Origin of the sequence: Phytobacter sp. V91 (assembly GCF_965644225.1) — a bacterium.
Taxonomy (GTDB): Bacteria; Pseudomonadota; Gammaproteobacteria; order Enterobacterales; family Enterobacteriaceae; genus CBFFRJ01.
In genome coordinates this window covers 52,566-67,761 of sequence record NZ_CBFFRJ010000008.1, presented here as the reverse complement: position 1 = coordinate 67,761, position 15,196 = coordinate 52,566, and the positions used below count along the sequence as shown (strand labels likewise).

At 55.8% G+C, this 15,196-nt stretch carries 14 protein-coding genes; 11 read left to right on the top strand and 3 right to left on the bottom strand.

All coding sequences use genetic code 11. The features are described 5' to 3' along the window. Positions 1-174: 174 nt before the first annotated feature. A complete protein-coding gene (gene plsB / locus ACSZO4_RS03065) occupies positions 175-2,595 on the bottom strand; it encodes a glycerol-3-phosphate 1-O-acyltransferase PlsB (RefSeq protein WP_437887371.1) in 2,421 nt (806 codons plus the stop codon). 141 nt (positions 2,596-2,736) lie between these two features. Between plsB and ACSZO4_RS03060 the strand changes: the two genes are divergently transcribed. The 10 genes from ACSZO4_RS03060 to ACSZO4_RS03015 all read left to right on the top strand — a co-directional run bounded on the left by ACSZO4_RS03060 (position 2,737) and on the right by ACSZO4_RS03015 (position 12,660). Further along, on the top strand, positions 2,737-3,105 hold the full coding sequence (locus tag ACSZO4_RS03060; RefSeq protein WP_437887365.1) for a diacylglycerol kinase: 369 nt from the start codon (positions 2,737-2,739) through the stop codon (positions 3,103-3,105). A 108-nt stretch (positions 3,106-3,213) separates the two neighbouring features. Beyond that, the gene (gene lexA / locus ACSZO4_RS03055; protein WP_437887364.1) at positions 3,214-3,828 is read left to right on the top strand and encodes a transcriptional repressor LexA; all 615 of its coding nucleotides are present in this window, start codon (positions 3,214-3,216) and stop codon (positions 3,826-3,828) included. Between the two features lie 267 nt (positions 3,829-4,095). Further along, on the top strand, positions 4,096-4,305 hold the full coding sequence (locus tag ACSZO4_RS03050) for a CsbD family protein (RefSeq protein WP_437887370.1): 210 nt from the start codon (positions 4,096-4,098) through the stop codon (positions 4,303-4,305). Between the two features lie 320 nt (positions 4,306-4,625). Beyond that, positions 4,626-6,290, top strand: coding sequence for an ABC transporter substrate-binding protein (locus ACSZO4_RS03045; protein ID WP_437887362.1), 1,665 nt, complete (start codon positions 4,626-4,628; stop codon positions 6,288-6,290). A gap of 18 nt (positions 6,291-6,308) precedes the next feature. Beyond that, positions 6,309-7,262, top strand: a complete 954-nt coding sequence (locus ACSZO4_RS03040; RefSeq protein ID WP_437887361.1) for an ABC transporter permease — start codon at positions 6,309-6,311, stop codon at positions 7,260-7,262. Positions 7,263-7,264: 2 nt separating this feature from the next. Next, positions 7,265-8,158, top strand: coding sequence for an ABC transporter permease (locus ACSZO4_RS03035; protein WP_437887359.1), 894 nt, complete (start codon positions 7,265-7,267; stop codon positions 8,156-8,158). A 3-nt stretch (positions 8,159-8,161) separates the two neighbouring features. Further along, on the top strand, positions 8,162-9,205 hold the full coding sequence (locus ACSZO4_RS03030) for an ABC transporter ATP-binding protein (RefSeq protein WP_437887358.1): 1,044 nt from the start codon (positions 8,162-8,164) through the stop codon (positions 9,203-9,205). Further along, positions 9,195-10,205: an ABC transporter ATP-binding protein gene (locus ACSZO4_RS03025; protein WP_437887357.1), complete on the top strand. Its 1,011-nt coding sequence runs from the start codon at positions 9,195-9,197 to the stop codon at positions 10,203-10,205. Before ACSZO4_RS03030 ends, ACSZO4_RS03025 begins: the two co-directional genes overlap by 11 nt. Positions 10,206-10,223: 18 nt before the next feature. Next, a complete protein-coding gene (locus ACSZO4_RS03020) occupies positions 10,224-11,408 on the top strand; it encodes an amidase (protein WP_437887356.1) in 1,185 nt (394 codons plus the stop codon). Beyond that, positions 11,398-12,660 (top strand): Zn-dependent hydrolase, encoded by a 1,263-nt coding sequence (locus ACSZO4_RS03015; RefSeq protein WP_437887355.1) that lies wholly within the window; start codon positions 11,398-11,400, stop codon positions 12,658-12,660. The genes ACSZO4_RS03020 and ACSZO4_RS03015 overlap by 11 nt, the downstream gene beginning before the upstream one ends. A gap of 33 nt (positions 12,661-12,693) precedes the next feature. On the opposite strand, the gene zur is transcribed toward ACSZO4_RS03015, so the two are convergent. Beyond that, complete coding sequence (zur, locus tag ACSZO4_RS03010; protein ID WP_437887354.1) at positions 12,694-13,209, bottom strand: zinc uptake transcriptional repressor Zur; 516 nt, start codon at positions 13,207-13,209, stop codon at positions 12,694-12,696. 275 nt (positions 13,210-13,484) lie between these two features. On the opposite strand from zur, the gene ACSZO4_RS03005 reads away from it, so the two are divergent. Further along, on the top strand, positions 13,485-14,801 hold the full coding sequence (locus tag ACSZO4_RS03005; RefSeq protein ID WP_437887353.1) for a conjugal transfer protein TraF: 1,317 nt from the start codon (positions 13,485-13,487) through the stop codon (positions 14,799-14,801). Positions 14,802-14,857: 56 nt separating this feature from the next. On the opposite strand, the gene ACSZO4_RS03000 is transcribed toward ACSZO4_RS03005, so the two are convergent. Then, a complete protein-coding gene (locus ACSZO4_RS03000; RefSeq protein ID WP_437887352.1) occupies positions 14,858-15,175 on the bottom strand; it encodes a helix-turn-helix domain-containing protein in 318 nt (105 codons plus the stop codon). Positions 15,176-15,196: the final 21 nt, after the last annotated feature.

Here is a 15,196-nt window from a genome sequence, read left to right as displayed (position 1 = left end):
AAAACCGTACAAAGTGGCGATAACAGCCTGCGTCAGGAAGCTGGTGACCATCCTGAACGCCATGGTGCGTGACAATACAAAATGGGCGGCAGGTTAGCTGCCACCCATTGACTTTAAACACAGCTGCTCTCCCCGTGGGAGAGGGCCGGGGTGAGGGCATCAGGCCGCAAAACCCTACTCGCTCTGGGTCGCACTCTCGATAGTCAAACGCACATCTGACGTGATCAGCTCCGCCAGCAACTGATAAATCGCCAGCGTCTGCGCCGGTTCAGCATCGCCGGTGTCACTGATAAAGCCTTCGTCACGCAGGGTCAGCACCAGCGTACTGAATACAGCTTTGTCGAAGAATTCCGGCGCGTTAATACCGTGCAGTACCGACAGACGCTGAGCCAGAGTACGGCTCTCTTTTTCCAGCGTGCTGCGGTTGAATGACGGATTGGCGCTCAGCAGCCAGAAGGTGATCGCATAGCGTTGTAGCGTTTCACGTGCGCCCGCCGCCAGCAATTGCAGGGTGCGGGAATGAGCCGGATTAATGTTGAGCTGGCCGTCTTTGATGGTCACCAGCCCCTGGCGTAACATCTCCTGGGCCAGATTATCCAGCACGCCCGCCAACTCTTCTTTTTCCCAGCGCAGGAACAGTTCTGCTTTGAGCATCGGGTAGAGCAGCTCAACATGGCGCAGCATCTCGTCCTGAGAAATATGACGATGCTGGGTGATGATGGCCGCCATCAGTGACGGCAGCATCAGCATATGCGCAATGTTGTTGCGGTAGTAGGTCATCAGCACCGCCTGCTCGCGCGGCAGAATGATGATGTCGCCGATGGTGTCTTTCTCCACCTCAAACTTGTTCATCTGCAATGCGTGATCGATGAGCTCCGACGCACTGGCGGCTGGCACCGTTGAGTCAGCGGCGTAAGGGACATTACGCATCAGGCTCAGGTAGCAATTAAGCTGTTCCGTCAACTGTTCACGGGTCAGTGAACGCTGACGCGAAGCCAGCAGGGCGGTGCAGCACAGGTTCATGGCATTCGCCGCCCCGGCGTTGTTAATGCGCACCATCAGATCGGCGGCAATGGCATTGACCGTAGGGGTAAGCCAGGCCGGACGAATCGCTTCGATGGGGTCGATAGACTCACGCCACTCAGGCACCCGCTGGTTGAGGTAGTTCATCAGCGGAATAGGTTCGCCGAAGTTAACATAGCCCTGGCCGAGGTTACGCAGCTTGCTTAAGCCCCGCACCATCTGCATAAAGCCTTCTTTCTCTTTCGTCGCGCCGCGCAGCTCTTTAGCGTAGGTGCCGACTTCCATCACGTGCTCATAGCCAATGTAGATGGGCACCAGGGTGATGGGACGCGTACCGCCGCGTAACATCGCCTGAATGGTCATCGACAGGGTGCCGGTTTTCGGATCCAGCAGACGGCCAGTACGTGAACGCCCGCCTTCCACAAAGTATTCGACGGAATAACCACGCTGGAACAGCTCACCCAGGTATTCACGGAACACGGTCGAATAGAGTTTGTTGCCTTTAAAGGAACGGCGGATAAAGAACGCCCCCAGGCGGCGGAAAATCGGCCCGGCGGGCCAGAAGTTCAGGTTAATACCGGCAGCGATATGCGGCGGTACCAGCCCCTGGTGATAAAGCACATAGGAGAGCAGCAGATAGTCCATGTGACTGCGGTGGCAGGGCACATAGACAATTTCATGGCCGTCGTGGGCGAGCTGGCGCACGCGCTCAGCGTTGTGCACGTTAATGCCCTGATACAGACGGTTCCAGGTGAAGCTTAAAATTCGGTCAGAGAGACGAATCATCTCATAGGAGAAGTTCGCCGCAATCTCTTCCATCAGGGCGACCGCGTTTTGCTGGGCCTTATCATGGGAGATTTTTTTGCTGCGGGCTTCGTCTTCCACCGCGCGGGCAATCGCTTTGGAGGCCAGCAGCTTGTTAAACAGATCCTGGCGTGCCGGCAGACGCGGACCGACCGCAGCCAGACGCTGGCGGGCGAAGTGCATACGCGCCACACGTGCCAGTTTTTGGGCGATAATTTTATCCGTGCCGTGCTCAGTCGCCATCCTGCGCAGCGATACCGGCGGCGAGAAACGGACAAAGCTGTCGCGACCAAGCCAGGAGATGGCAAAGAACTTCTGGATGCCGTTGAGCATCCGCAGCGGTGGATTCACTTCGCCTTTTTCGCGCCCCGGTGAGCGACCAAACATCATCGATACCGGTACCATTTGCACATCCAGATCGGGATGGCTACGGTGCAGATCGAGATAGTCGTGGAACAGCTTGATCGACTCTTCTTTTGGCGTGTACCAGGTAAATACCCGTGGCCCGCCATGAATGAAGATGTAACGCGGCAGTTCCACGCCGTCGATCTCAAGCGGTTGCAGCGGATCGGGCAGGTCATGTGCCAGACATTGAGCGCGTAACGTGAGCAAGTCGGCCTTCGAGTTGTACGGTAAAACGTACATAATAGGACGTGACGTATCGAGCCCCAGCTCCTGAGCGGGTTCTGCCGGGATCGACTTGCTTTTTACCAATACGCTTAATGGTAAATTAAGTAACTTGTAGTAAATTCGTGGCCAGCCGGACATAAACGATGTAAAGCCTCTGGTTAATAATGCCATTGCGTCGCAAGAATATCAGAAAGCGCGCACAAATTCTTTTGTACCTCTATAACCTTACATAGAGATTGATGTTCAATACATAATTCAATTCATAAAAAGGTTCTTTTAATGGCCAATAATACCACTGGTGTTACCCGCATCATCAAAGCGGCCGGTTATTCATGGAAAGGCGTCCGCGCCGCCTGGATAAACGAAGCTGCCTTTCGCCAGGAAGCCATCGCGGTCATTCTGGCAATTATTATCGCCTGTTTCCTTGATGTCGATGTCATCACTCGCGTATTGCTGATTGGTTCAGTGGTACTGGTGATGGTCGTTGAAATTCTCAATAGCGCCATTGAAGCGGTAGTGGATCGTATTGGCTCCGAGTTTCATGAGTTGTCCGGACGGGCGAAAGATATGGGCTCCGCGGCGGTACTGATGACCATTCTGCTGGCGCTCTTCACCTGGATTTCGCTGCTGTGGGGACATTTTCGCTGACAGATCCGGAATTGCGCTAACTGCTGGTTTTTTGCGTAATTTTGGTTTCAAAATCGCCTTTAGCTGTATATACTCACAGCATAACTGTATATACACCCAGGGGGCGGAATGAAAGCATTAACGGCCAGGCAGCAAGAGGTGTTCGATCTCATTCGCGATCGAATCAACCAAACGGGTATGCCGCCGACACGTGCGGAGATCGCACAACAGTTGGGGTTCCGTTCCCCAAACGCTGCTGAAGAGCATCTGAAAGCACTGGCGCGCAAAGGCGTGCTGGAGATTGTTTCCGGTGCTTCTCGCGGCATCCGTCTGCTGATTGAAGAAGAAGAGGACGCCGGTTTGCCTCTGATTGGGCGCGTCGCGGCAGGTGAACCCCTGCTGGCGCAGCAGCATATCGAAGGTCACTATCAGGTGGATGCCTCCCTCTTCAAGCCAAATGCTGATTTCCTGCTGCGGGTAAGCGGCATGTCGATGAAAGACATCGGCATTATGGATGGCGACCTGCTGGCCGTGCATAAAACCCAGGACGTGCGTAATGGTCAGGTGGTGGTGGCGCGTATTGACGACGAAGTCACCGTGAAGCGTTTGAAAAAACAGGGCAATACCGTTCATCTCCTGCCGGAAAACAGCGAGTTTTCGCCGATCGTGGTCAATCTGCGCGAGCAGAACTTCACCATCGAAGGTCTGGCCGTTGGCGTTATCCGCAATGGTGAATGGCTGTAACTCTTCGCACAAAACCGTGGCGATACACCCTGTTGCCACGTTTTTCCTTTCCTGATGGCCTCTCCTGCCGGCGGATACATCCCTGATTACCAGTCCCCTCATCTTCATCTCTCCATCATGCTTATAATTCTCTCTTTGATGGTTAAACATTCCGAATAAATCCACCGTTGCGTTATCACTGACTACCCTTATTAGCACGTTCAGCATTTTCAGAACGTAACGAGCCACAATGATTCGTTATTTACACTGAACGATGAGGACATGATGATGAATAAAGACGAAATAGGCGGTAACTGGAAGCAGTTAAAAGGTAAAGCGAAAGAGCAGTGGGGCAAGCTCACCGACGATGACATGACGGTGGTCGAAGGTAAACGCGATCAGCTGGTGGGGAAAATCCAGCAACGTTATGGATACGCGAAAGAGCAGGCGGAAAAAGAGGTCGTTGACTGGGAAAAACGCCACGATTACCACTGGTAGACCTTATTAACACCTCGCTTTATGGCTCTTTCATAAGAACTGTTTAAGATTGTCACGCGGCGGATGAGGCAGTGATTTAAGATAAAGTGACGCTGCGTGACTATCCCGACAGGGTGCTAAATACGCTGGTGCAGTTCTGCAACAGAATTCCCGCTGGCGGTGCAAATAAATAAGGTTTTTTTATTTTTCAAATTAAATCATAGAGATAATATAACTCATTCTTATTTTATAAGCCGTTTTACCCCACTTTTCTCTGATTTCAGAACTGGTATGTATCTTGCCTGTTAAATAGTGACATTTTATTTAACAGGGACAATGCCATGCTGAAGAAAAACTTATTGTTGCGTAAAGGCCACCTCGCTATCGCTGTCAGCGGGGCTTTGGCGCTGTTTACCTCTTTGCAGTCCCAGGCTTCAACGCTGCGCATCGCGATGACTGCCGCAGATATCCCACTGACGCTCGGTCAGCCCGACCAGGGCTATGAAGGAAACCGCTTTACCGGCATCCCGCTGTATGACGCCCTTGTCGAATGGGATCTGTCTCAGGGTGAAAAGCCGAGCGGCCTGGTGCCGGGCCTGGCGACTGAGTGGCATGTTGATCCGCAAAACCAGAGTCGCTGGATTTTTACCCTGCGTCCTGGGGTGAAGTTTCATGACGGTTCTGAAGTGAATGCCGATGCGATTGTCTGGAACGTCGATAAAGTGCTTAACAAAGCCGCACCGCAGTACGCGCCGGGTCAGATCGGCAACACGCTCTCCCGGATGCCGACCCTGACCGGTGCCGAGAAAATTGACGATCATACCGTCGTACTGACCACCTCCGAACCGGATGCGCTGCTGCCGTACAACATTACCAACCTGTTTATCGTCTCGCCGACGGCCTGGCAAAAAATGTATGACGCGGTTCCGGCCAGCACCGGCGATACCGCCGCACGCAGCAAGCTGGCATGGACGGAGTTTGCCGCTCATGCGGTGGGCAGCGGTCCGTTTAAAATGGAAAAACTGGTTCCCCGCCAGCAGCTTATCCTCGATAAAAACCCCGATTACTGGAACAAAGATCGTATTCCCCGGGTGGATAAAGTGGTGCTGATCCCGCTGCCGGAGGCCAATGCCCGTACTGCGGCCCTGCTCTCAAAACAGGTGGACTGGATTGAAGCTCCGGCCCCGGACGCCGTCGATCAAATTAAAGCCCAGGGTTTTAAAATCTATGCCAATACCCAGCCGCACCTGTGGCCGTGGCAGTTCTCCTTTGAGGAAGGTTCGCCCTGGAAAGACATTCGTGTGCGCAAGGCCGCCAACCTGTGCCTTAACCGCGCTGAGCTTAAAAGCTATCTCGGCGGTTATATGACCGAAGCCACCGGCGTCTACGAGGCGGACAGCCCCTGGCACGGCAAACCTGGTTTCCAGGTCAAATACGACCCGGACACGGCGCGTAAGCTGATGACCGAAGCCGGGTTCAGCGACAGTAAACCGCTGCATGTGACGGTAGCGACTTCAGCATCCGGCTCCGGGCAGATGCAGCCATTGCCGATGAACGAGTACATCCAGCAGAGCCTGAAAAGCTGCTTCTTTAACGTCGATATCAAAGTCAACGAATGGAACACCCTGTTCACCAACTGGCGTCTTGGGGCGAAAGATCCTTCGGCGAAAGGGATCGACGCGATCAACGTCAGCGCGGCGGTGAATGACCCCTACTTCGGCATGATCCGTTTCTCGACCGCTAAAGCCTTCCCGCCGGTGGCCACCAACTGGGGTTATTTCTCAACGCCGGAAACCGAAAAGCTGGCGACGGCGGTGAAACACGCGTTTACCCCGGCAGAAATGGATAAAGCGGCCGGTGAACTGCATGCCGCCCTGGTAGACCAGGTGCCGTTCCTGTTTGTCGCCCATGACGTTGGGCCACGCGCGATATCGCCTGCGGTAACGGGTGTTGTGCAACCGCAAAGCTGGTTTATCGACCTGAGTCTGGTGAGCAAGAAAGAGTAACAGTAACGGGAGCAAGAGATGATCAATACGCTGCTATATCGCATCCTGCTGGCCGTCCCCACTATGCTCGGCGTGGCGGTTATCTGTTTTATGCTGGTGCAGATAGCGCCTGGCGATCCGCTGGTGTCGGTGATGCCGCCGGACGCGTCGGAAGCGCTGCGCCAGACCTTAATGCAGGCTTACGGCTTTGACAAACCGCTGCCGTTACAGTTCGTCCACTGGCTGTGGCGGGCGTTGCATGGCGATTTAGGTATGTCGGTCGCCACCGGACGCCCGGTGATTGGCGAAGTGATGACGGCGGTCACTTACTCCCTGCGGCTGGCGCTGCTGGCGACCGTTATCGGCTTTGTGCTGGGGAGTCTGTTCGGCTTTGTTGCCGGCTACTTTCGTAACAGCATTATTGACCGTCTGGCATCGGTGTTGTCGGTCTTTGGCGTCAGCGTGCCGCACTACTGGCTGGGTATGCTGCTGGTTATCGTCTTTAGCGTCAAATTCGCGCTGTTACCCGCCACCGGCGGCGGGCCGATTGGCGAGGTGGGCTGGCAGTGGGACTGGGCGCATATGCAGTTTATGTTGCTGCCCGCCTTTACGCTGTCGGTGATCCCGACCGGCATTATCGCCCGCACCGTGCGTTCGCAGGTGGCCGATATTCTTAGCCAGGAGTTTATCGTTGGCCTGCGCGCTCGCGGGCTTAACGAATCGCGGATCTTTATGCACGTGGTGAAAAACGCGGCTCCTACTGCGCTGGCGGTCATGGGGTTGCAGGTGGGCTACCTGATGGGCGGCTCGATTCTGGTGGAGACGGTGTTCTCATGGCCTGGCACCGGCCTGTTGCTGAATACCGCCATTTTCCAGCGCGACCTGCCGCTGTTGCAGGGCACCATCTGGGTACTGGCGCTGTTCTTTGTGCTGCTTAATCTGCTGGTGGATATCCTGCAAACCAGTCTCGACCCGCGAATTAAGAGGAGCTGACGATGGTGGATACCGTGACAACCAAAGGCATTCCTGTTTCCTGCGCGCCGGGCGCCAGGCAAGGCTACTGGCGTGGCGTGCTGCACCGTTTGCTGCGTGACCCGGGTGGCGTGTTCGTCGGAGCCATTATCCTGTTTTTGCTGGTTCTGGCCGTGTTTGGCCCCTGGCTGATTGTAAAAGACCCTTATCAGACCTCGATGTTTTTACGCCTCAAACCGATAGGCACTGACGGCTTCCCGCTGGGTTCTGATGAGCTTGGGCGCGATATGCTTTCCCGCCTGATCCTTGGCACCCGCCTGTCGCTGTTTATGGGGATTGTTCCGGTGGTCTTCGCCTTCTTTATCGGCGGAGCCATTGGCATTGTCGCGGGTTATGCAGGCGGCAAAACCAACACCATTATTATGCGCACCGTGGACGTGTTCTACGCTTTCCCCTCGGTGTTACTGGCGATAGCCCTCTCAGGTGCGCTGGGCGCGGGCATTGGGAATGCGCTGCTGTCATTGACGCTGGTCTTTGTTCCGCAGGTGGCGCGTATTGCGGAAAGCGTCACCGCTCAGGTGCGGCATATGGACTATATCGATGCCGCCAGGGCTACCGGGGCCAGCGCCTTTACCATTATTCGCGTTCAGGTGCTGGGTAATGTTCTCGGGCCGATTTTCGTCTTCTCCACCGGGCTGATTTCGGTGTGTATGATCCTGGCGTCCGGACTCTCTTTTCTCGGCCTTGGGGTACGCCCGCCGGAGCCGGAGTGGGGACTGATGCTCAATACTCTGCGCACGGCGATTTACACCCAGCCATGGGTTGCCGCTTTGCCTGGCCTGATGATTTTTATCACCTCCATTTCGTTCAATATCCTCGCGGACCGCCTGCGCACGGCAATGGCGATTAAGGAGTAAACGATGCAACCCTTTATCAATATCGACCTTGGCGGACCCGCTCAGCCGCTGCTGACCATCAACAATCTGCGCAAATACTTTTCTGCCGGCGGCAGAAAAGCGCGAGAAGTGGTGCAGGCGGTGGACGATGTCAGCTTTACGGTGCAAAAAGGTGAAACTCTCGGTGTCGTGGGGGAATCGGGCTGCGGTAAATCCACCACCGCGCGATTGCTGATGCAACTGCTTAAGCAGGACAGCGGCGAACTTATCTTTGATGGTCAGGAGGTCGGTTCCTCGCGCCTGCCGATGAAAGAGTATCGCCGCCAGGTACAGATGGTGTTTCAGGACAGTTACGCCTCGCTTAACCCGCGTATGACCATGGAAGAGAGTATTGCGTTCGGCCAGAGGGTGCATGGCGTCAGCGCCAAAGAGGCCAGCGAATATGCCCGTTTTTTACTGGCGCATGTTGGCCTCGAACCGGGGCGCTTTGCCCACCGTTATCCTCATGCTCTCTCCGGCGGGCAGCGCCAGCGCGTGAATATCGCCCGGGCGCTGGCGATGAAACCGCGACTGGTGATTCTGGACGAAGCCGTCTCGGCGCTGGATAAATCAGTTGAAGCCCAGGTGTTGCAGCTGTTGCAGGAGCTGAAACGCACCCTTGAACTGACCTATGTGTTTATCAGCCATGATCTGCACGTGGTGCGCTGGCTGTCAGACAGAATACTGGTGATGTATCTCGGTGAAGTGGTGGAGATAGGGCCAGCAGAACAGCTGTTTACCGCCTCTGCTCACCCTTATACCCGTGCGCTGTTAAGTTCGATGCCGTCGATGGATCCGCATAACCGGACGCTAACTTCGCCGCTTAGTGGCGATCCGCCGAGCCCGATATCGCCGCCCTCCGGCTGTCGGTTCCACACCCGTTGCCCCCATGCCAGAGCGGTTTGCGCCCAGCTTAAGCCGAAGCTTGAAAGCGTTGGCGAGGGGCATCAAAGCGCCTGCCTGATGGCACAACCTGCATCGCCCTGGCATCAAAACATCGCCGTTCAGGAGGTGAGTCATGTCGCATGAAGCTTATGTCCATATCCGCGACCTGCGGGTTGAATTTCGCCGTGACGGGCAGACGGTCAATGCAGTCAATGGCGTCTCTTTTGATGTGCAAAAAGGCGAAGTCATGGCGCTGATCGGCGAATCTGGCTCCGGGAAAAGCGTCACTCTGCGTGCGCTGATGCGTCTGCATCCCCCCAAAAGCAGCGTGCTCAGCGGTACGCTACGGGTAGGAGAGGAAGAGGTGCTGACCATGAGCGCGTCGAAGCTGCGGCAATATCGCGGCGCGCGCTGTGCGATGATTTTTCAGGAACCGCTGCTGGCGTTCGATCCGGTCTACACCGTCGGACAGCAGATTGTGGAAGGTCTGCGTCGCCACGAAGGGCTGTCGCGTCAGGCCGCGCGGGAGCGGGCGCTGGAGGCGTTGCGTCAGGTGCGCATCCCCAGCCCGGAACGACGGCTGGATGCTTATCCGCACGAGATGTCCGGGGGGATGCGCCAGCGGGCGATGATTGCCCTCGCGCTGTCGTGTAACCCGCAGCTGTTGCTGGCGGATGAACCCACCACTGCCCTCGATGCGACGGTGCAAATTCAGATCCTGATCCTGCTGCGCGAGCAGCAAAAGCAGCGTGACCTGTCGATTATCTTCGTAACCCACGACATTGGCGCGGCGGTGGAGATTGCTGACCGGGTGGCGGTGATGTACGCCGGGCGTATCGTCGAAGAGGCCTCGATAGAGGACATCTTATACCGTCCCCGTCATCCCTATACCCAGGTGCTGCTGGGAAGTCGCCCGAAAGAGGGGCTGAAAAAGGGGGATGCGTTGCACTGCATTCCCGGTTCGCCACCGGATCTGTCCCGCCTTCCGGCAGGCTGCGCTTTTGCTGACCGCTGTCCCCATGCGCAATCTGCCTGTACGCAAAGTCAGCCGACGACCGAACAGGTGGGCGTTCGTCATGTGGTGAGCTGCCATCGCTGGCGGGAACTGAGTTCCGCCGTTGAAAACCAGGCCCTTTACGCCTGAAGCAAAGAGGAGAGCAATATGCAGGATGACCTTCGTGCCTTTATGCCTTATCCGGTACAGCCGGTGGTACATGCCTTAAGTGGCCCGTTAAGCGGCATGACCTTTGCGGTCAAAGATTTGTTCGATGTGGCGGGCTACCCGACCGGCGGCGGTAACCCGCATCTGCTGGCACTCTCCGGGATAAAAAATCGCACTGCGCCAGTGGTGCAAAAACTGCTGGATAACGGGGCGCGCTTTATCGGCAAAACCCACACCAGTGAGCTGGCCTACTCGATGAGCGGACAAAATATTCATTACGGCACTCCGCGCAACGGTAGCGCGCCGAATCACATTCCCGGCGGCTCCTCATCAGGGTCGGCGTCGGCGGTGTCGAACGATGCCTGTGATTTTGCCCTCGGCACCGATACGGGCGGCTCAGTGCGTACTCCCGCCAGCTATTGCGGGTTATACGGGCTGCGCCCCACGCACGGTCGCATTTCCCTTGAGGGCTGTCAGCCGCTGTGCGCCACCATGGACACCTGCGGTTTCTTCGCCCGAACTCCGGAGGTTTTCAGTGCGGTTGCCGGTTGCCTGCTGAGCGATGAACGACCGGACATCTCACGCGCCCGGCTGGTCAGTCATGAGGGGCTGTTTTCCCGCCTGCCTGCACGTAGCCAGCAGGCGTTGATGCCGGTTCAGCAGCGGCTGGGGCAGTTTTTTGGCGCGATAACGCCGCTGAAAGCGCCGCTACCGGAGATTGATGAGATTTATCTCGCCTTCCGCCAGATACAGGGCTACGAGGCCTGGCAGGCGCAGGGCGAAACCATTGAGCGTTATGGTCTGCAACTGGGGCCGGACGTTAGCGAGCGGTTTTTATGGGGTAAAGCCGTCACCCGCGCGCAGTTCGAGGCCGCTTGTCAGCAGCGTGACCGCTATACCGCCTGGTGGGATGAGCAACTGGGCGACGCGATATTGGTGCTGCCGACCGTCCCCGATGGCGCTCCGCTGCTGACGGCCCAGCCCGAAGAGATTGAGAAGGTACGTCGTCTTTCCCACGATCTGTTGCTGATTTCGGTTATGACCCAACGCCCGCAGGTCACGTTGCCCGTCGCCCGGGTTGGCGGTCTGCCGCTGGGGATTTCATTTTTAGGGCCACGCGGTAGCGATCGTCTGCTGGTTGAGATGGCCAGCGCTTTTATGCAAGGAGACCAAAATGAGCAGTGATGTCCTTTCTACCCCGATAACAGAAACTCAGCTTTACCGTATTAACGGCGAACGTTTGTGGGATTCGTTGATGACGCTGGCGGAAATCGGCGCAACGGCGAAAGGCGGCTGCTGCCGTCTGACGCTGACCGATCTGGATCGTCAGGGGCGGGATCTGGTGATTGGCTGGGGACAAGCGGCCGGAATGAGCGTCACCGTCGATAAAATCGGCAACGTGTTTATGCGTCGGGAAGGGCTTAATCCTGCGCTTCCGCCGATCGTCTCCGGCAGCCATATCGATACCCAGCCGACCGGAGGCAAATTTGATGGCAACTACGGGGTACTGGCGGCGCTGGAAGTGGTGCGCACGCTGAACGACCTTGGTATCGAAACGGAAGCGCCCATCGAAGTGGTGTTCTGGACCAACGAAGAGGGCTCGCGCTTTGTCCCGGTGATGATGGGCTCCGGCGTCTTTGCGGGCGTGCTCCCGTTAGAAACGGTATACGCCGCGCAGGATGTGGAAGGCAAAACCGTGGGGGAGGAGCTGGCGCGCATTGGTTATGTCGGCGACCAGACCCCAGGCGATCATCCGATAGGCGCCTATTTTGAAGCGCATATTGAGCAGGGGCCGATTCTGGAAGATGAAGAGAAGGTCATCGGCATCGTGCAGGGCGTGCTGGGGATTCGCTGGTATGACTGCGTGGTGACCGGGCAGGAGTCCCACGCCGGACCGACGCCGATGCGCCTGCGTCAGGATGCGTTACAGGTCGCGACGCGCATTATGCAGGAAGTGGTCTCCATTGCCGGACGGAGTGCGGAAGGGCGCGGCACCGTTGGCATGGTACAGGTCTATCCCAATAGCCGTAACGTGGTGCCGGGCGAGGTGACGTTTTCGATTGATATGCGCAATCTCAGCGACGAATTGGTGGATGAGATGGATCGTCAGTTGCGTGAGTTTATCGCCCGCGTCGGGCAGGAGAGCGGCCTTGGGGTGGCGCTGAAAGAGGTCAGTCACTATCCGGCAGCACCATTCCACCCCGACTGCCAGGCGGCAATTGCCGGTGCTGCACAACGGCTGGGCTATCCATCACGGGAGATTGTTTCCGGCGCGGGGCATGATGCGGTGTATATGAGCTATCTGGCGCCGACCGGGATGATTTTTATCCCCTGTAAAGACGGTATCAGCCATAACGAGATTGAATACGCTTCACCGGAACACGTCACTGCGGGGGCTAACGTGCTGTTGCAGGTGATGCTGCAATACGCTGGTTAAGCCCTGGCCTGTAATCGTCAGTCTAAACCGCCATTAGCGCGGTTTTTTCTTGACCAGAATCGAGTGGTCGTGGTGGCAATGCTCCTGATGACGGCAGGCTTCCACTTCCGCGCATCCGCGGCACAGACCGTGCGCTTCAATCACATTATGACGTAAGGCAAATCCTAATTTTGCCGCCAGAGAATGCATAATATCTTCAACACCTTCCGCCTGTTCTTCTTTCACCACCCCGCATCTGTCGCAAATAAACATCGCTGAAGTATGGGTGGGTTGATCAAAGAGATGGCACAGCACGTAGCTGTTGGTTGACTCAACCTTATGCACAAAACCCTGCTCCAGCAGGAAATCCAGCGCCCGATAGACGGTAGGGGGTTTGGCCTGGGGTTCGCTCGCGCGCAGCAGGTCCAGAAGGTCGTAGGCGCTGATAGCCCCTTCCTGCAGGCTCATTAACCGCAGTACCTCAAGGCGTTGTGGAGTCAGGCGCACATTGCGCTGCGCACACAGTTTTTCGGCCTGCGCCAGCATCTCTTGCGAAGTGGTCTTATCCATCGTCGTCCTCTCAAATACACACGGCATAATGCGCCACTTTACCATGTTCTGCGCCAAACGCCGAGATCGCCTGCCAGGGCCGTGACTTTCGCAATTGCGGTACATCTTCTATAAGTAATGAGGGTCATTTCTAATAATAATCATTTCTGCTGTTTTTTCGTTTTGCGGCAGAAATAGCCATTTTTCCACTCTTATTCGCAGCAATAGAGCCTTCCCGTTCCTGTACAAAGGAATGGGGCATAAAAAAAACTCATCTGACTACGAGACGCATAATTGTGAAAAACAAACTTAAACTTTCAGTGGTCGCTATCGCTGTCTCCTTTTCTGTGGCAAATCAAGCGGGAGCCGCAAATACCTGGGCGGAAGCACGTAATGATGCGATGGGGGGAACGGGGGTCGCTTCGGCTAACTACGGCAGTGCGGCATTAATTAACCCGGCGCTGCTGGCAAAAGCAAAACCCGAGGATGATGTTACTGTTATCCTGCCATCCGTCGGCGCGCAGATTACCGATAAAGACAATTTGCGCGATGAAATAGACGATATCAGTAATAAGATTGATTATTACAAAGACACGGTGGGGAACCTGAATCTCAATGATATTCTGCTTGATCCCATCGGCACCATTGATGATTTTCAGATGGCGGCCGGGGACGTTGCCGATTCTCTTGAGTTCCTGAAAAACAAAACCGCCAGTGCTAATGCCGGGGCGGGGATCTCGGTCAGTATTCCCAATGATGTGCTGTCGATGGCCTTTGTGGCCAAAGGGTATGCACATGCACGGGTGAATTCAACGGTCGATCAGCAGGATATCGATTATCTGCGCGGAATTCAGAACAGCGATGCGGTGGCCGCGGGGGTCGCTGTCGATGCGCTCACCTCGCCAAACGGGGCAGATGAGATAACCAAAAACCTCAATTCAACCGCCTCAGGCCGTGCCGCGATTGTCTCCGATATCGGTATCGCCTTCGCGCATCAGTTTACGGTTAGTGATATCCCGCTTTCAGTCGGCGTGACGCCGAAGCTGCAAAAAACCTGGATCTATAACTACACCACGTCGATTTACGATTATGACAAAAATGAGTGGAACAGCAGCCGCTACCGGAAGGATGACACCGGCTTCAACATCGATGTCGGTCTGGCGGCAGATCTGACGGACAATTTTACCGTTGGCTTAAGCGCGCAAAACCTGATCTCGCGTGATATTGATTCGAAAGATGTCCTTATTACCAATAACCGCACTGGCGAAGTGACAAATTACAAAGACACTTACCAGATAGCCCCGTTGGTGACTGCCGGTGTGGCCTGGCAAAATGAACTGCTGACCCTGAGTGCCGATGGCGATCTTACCGAGACCAAAGGCTTTAAGAGCGAGAAAAATTCACAGTTCGTCGGCGTCGGCGCTGAGGTGCGTCCTCTGAACTGGCTGGCAGTGCGCGCGGGTTACCGTGCGGATGTGAAAGGGGATGAGAGCAACGTCTTTACCGGTGGTGTCGGTTTCGCTCCCTTTAATACCGTGCACGTCGATTTGATGGGCTCGGTGGGTGAAAATGAAACCTGGGGTGCGGGCGCGCAATTGAGCCTGACATTCTGATAGCTGACCGGAGGCAGTGCGCCTCCGGTTTTTCTTTTCATCATCGTCCCGGGACTTCAGGCAAAAGTGACCTTCAGGCTGCCTGGCGTAACGCCTTGTTTGCCAACTACAATCTGAATGTCTCGTCCCAGACGAGTCAGGCAATCAATCATCTTGACCTCGCTGATACCACGAAACTGGCCGCGCAACATGTTGGATAGCTTCGGTTGCGTCATACCAAGCAGATTTGCCGCTTGCGCCTGAGTCAGTTGGCGGCTTTTGATGATATTGCTAATGGCGGTGGCAAGCTGAGCTTTAATCTGCATCTCTTCAGCGTTTTCCAGACCAATATCTGCATAGACATTGCCGCTGCTGACGTTAATCTCATGATTCATTTTCAGCTCCTCTTGCATGTG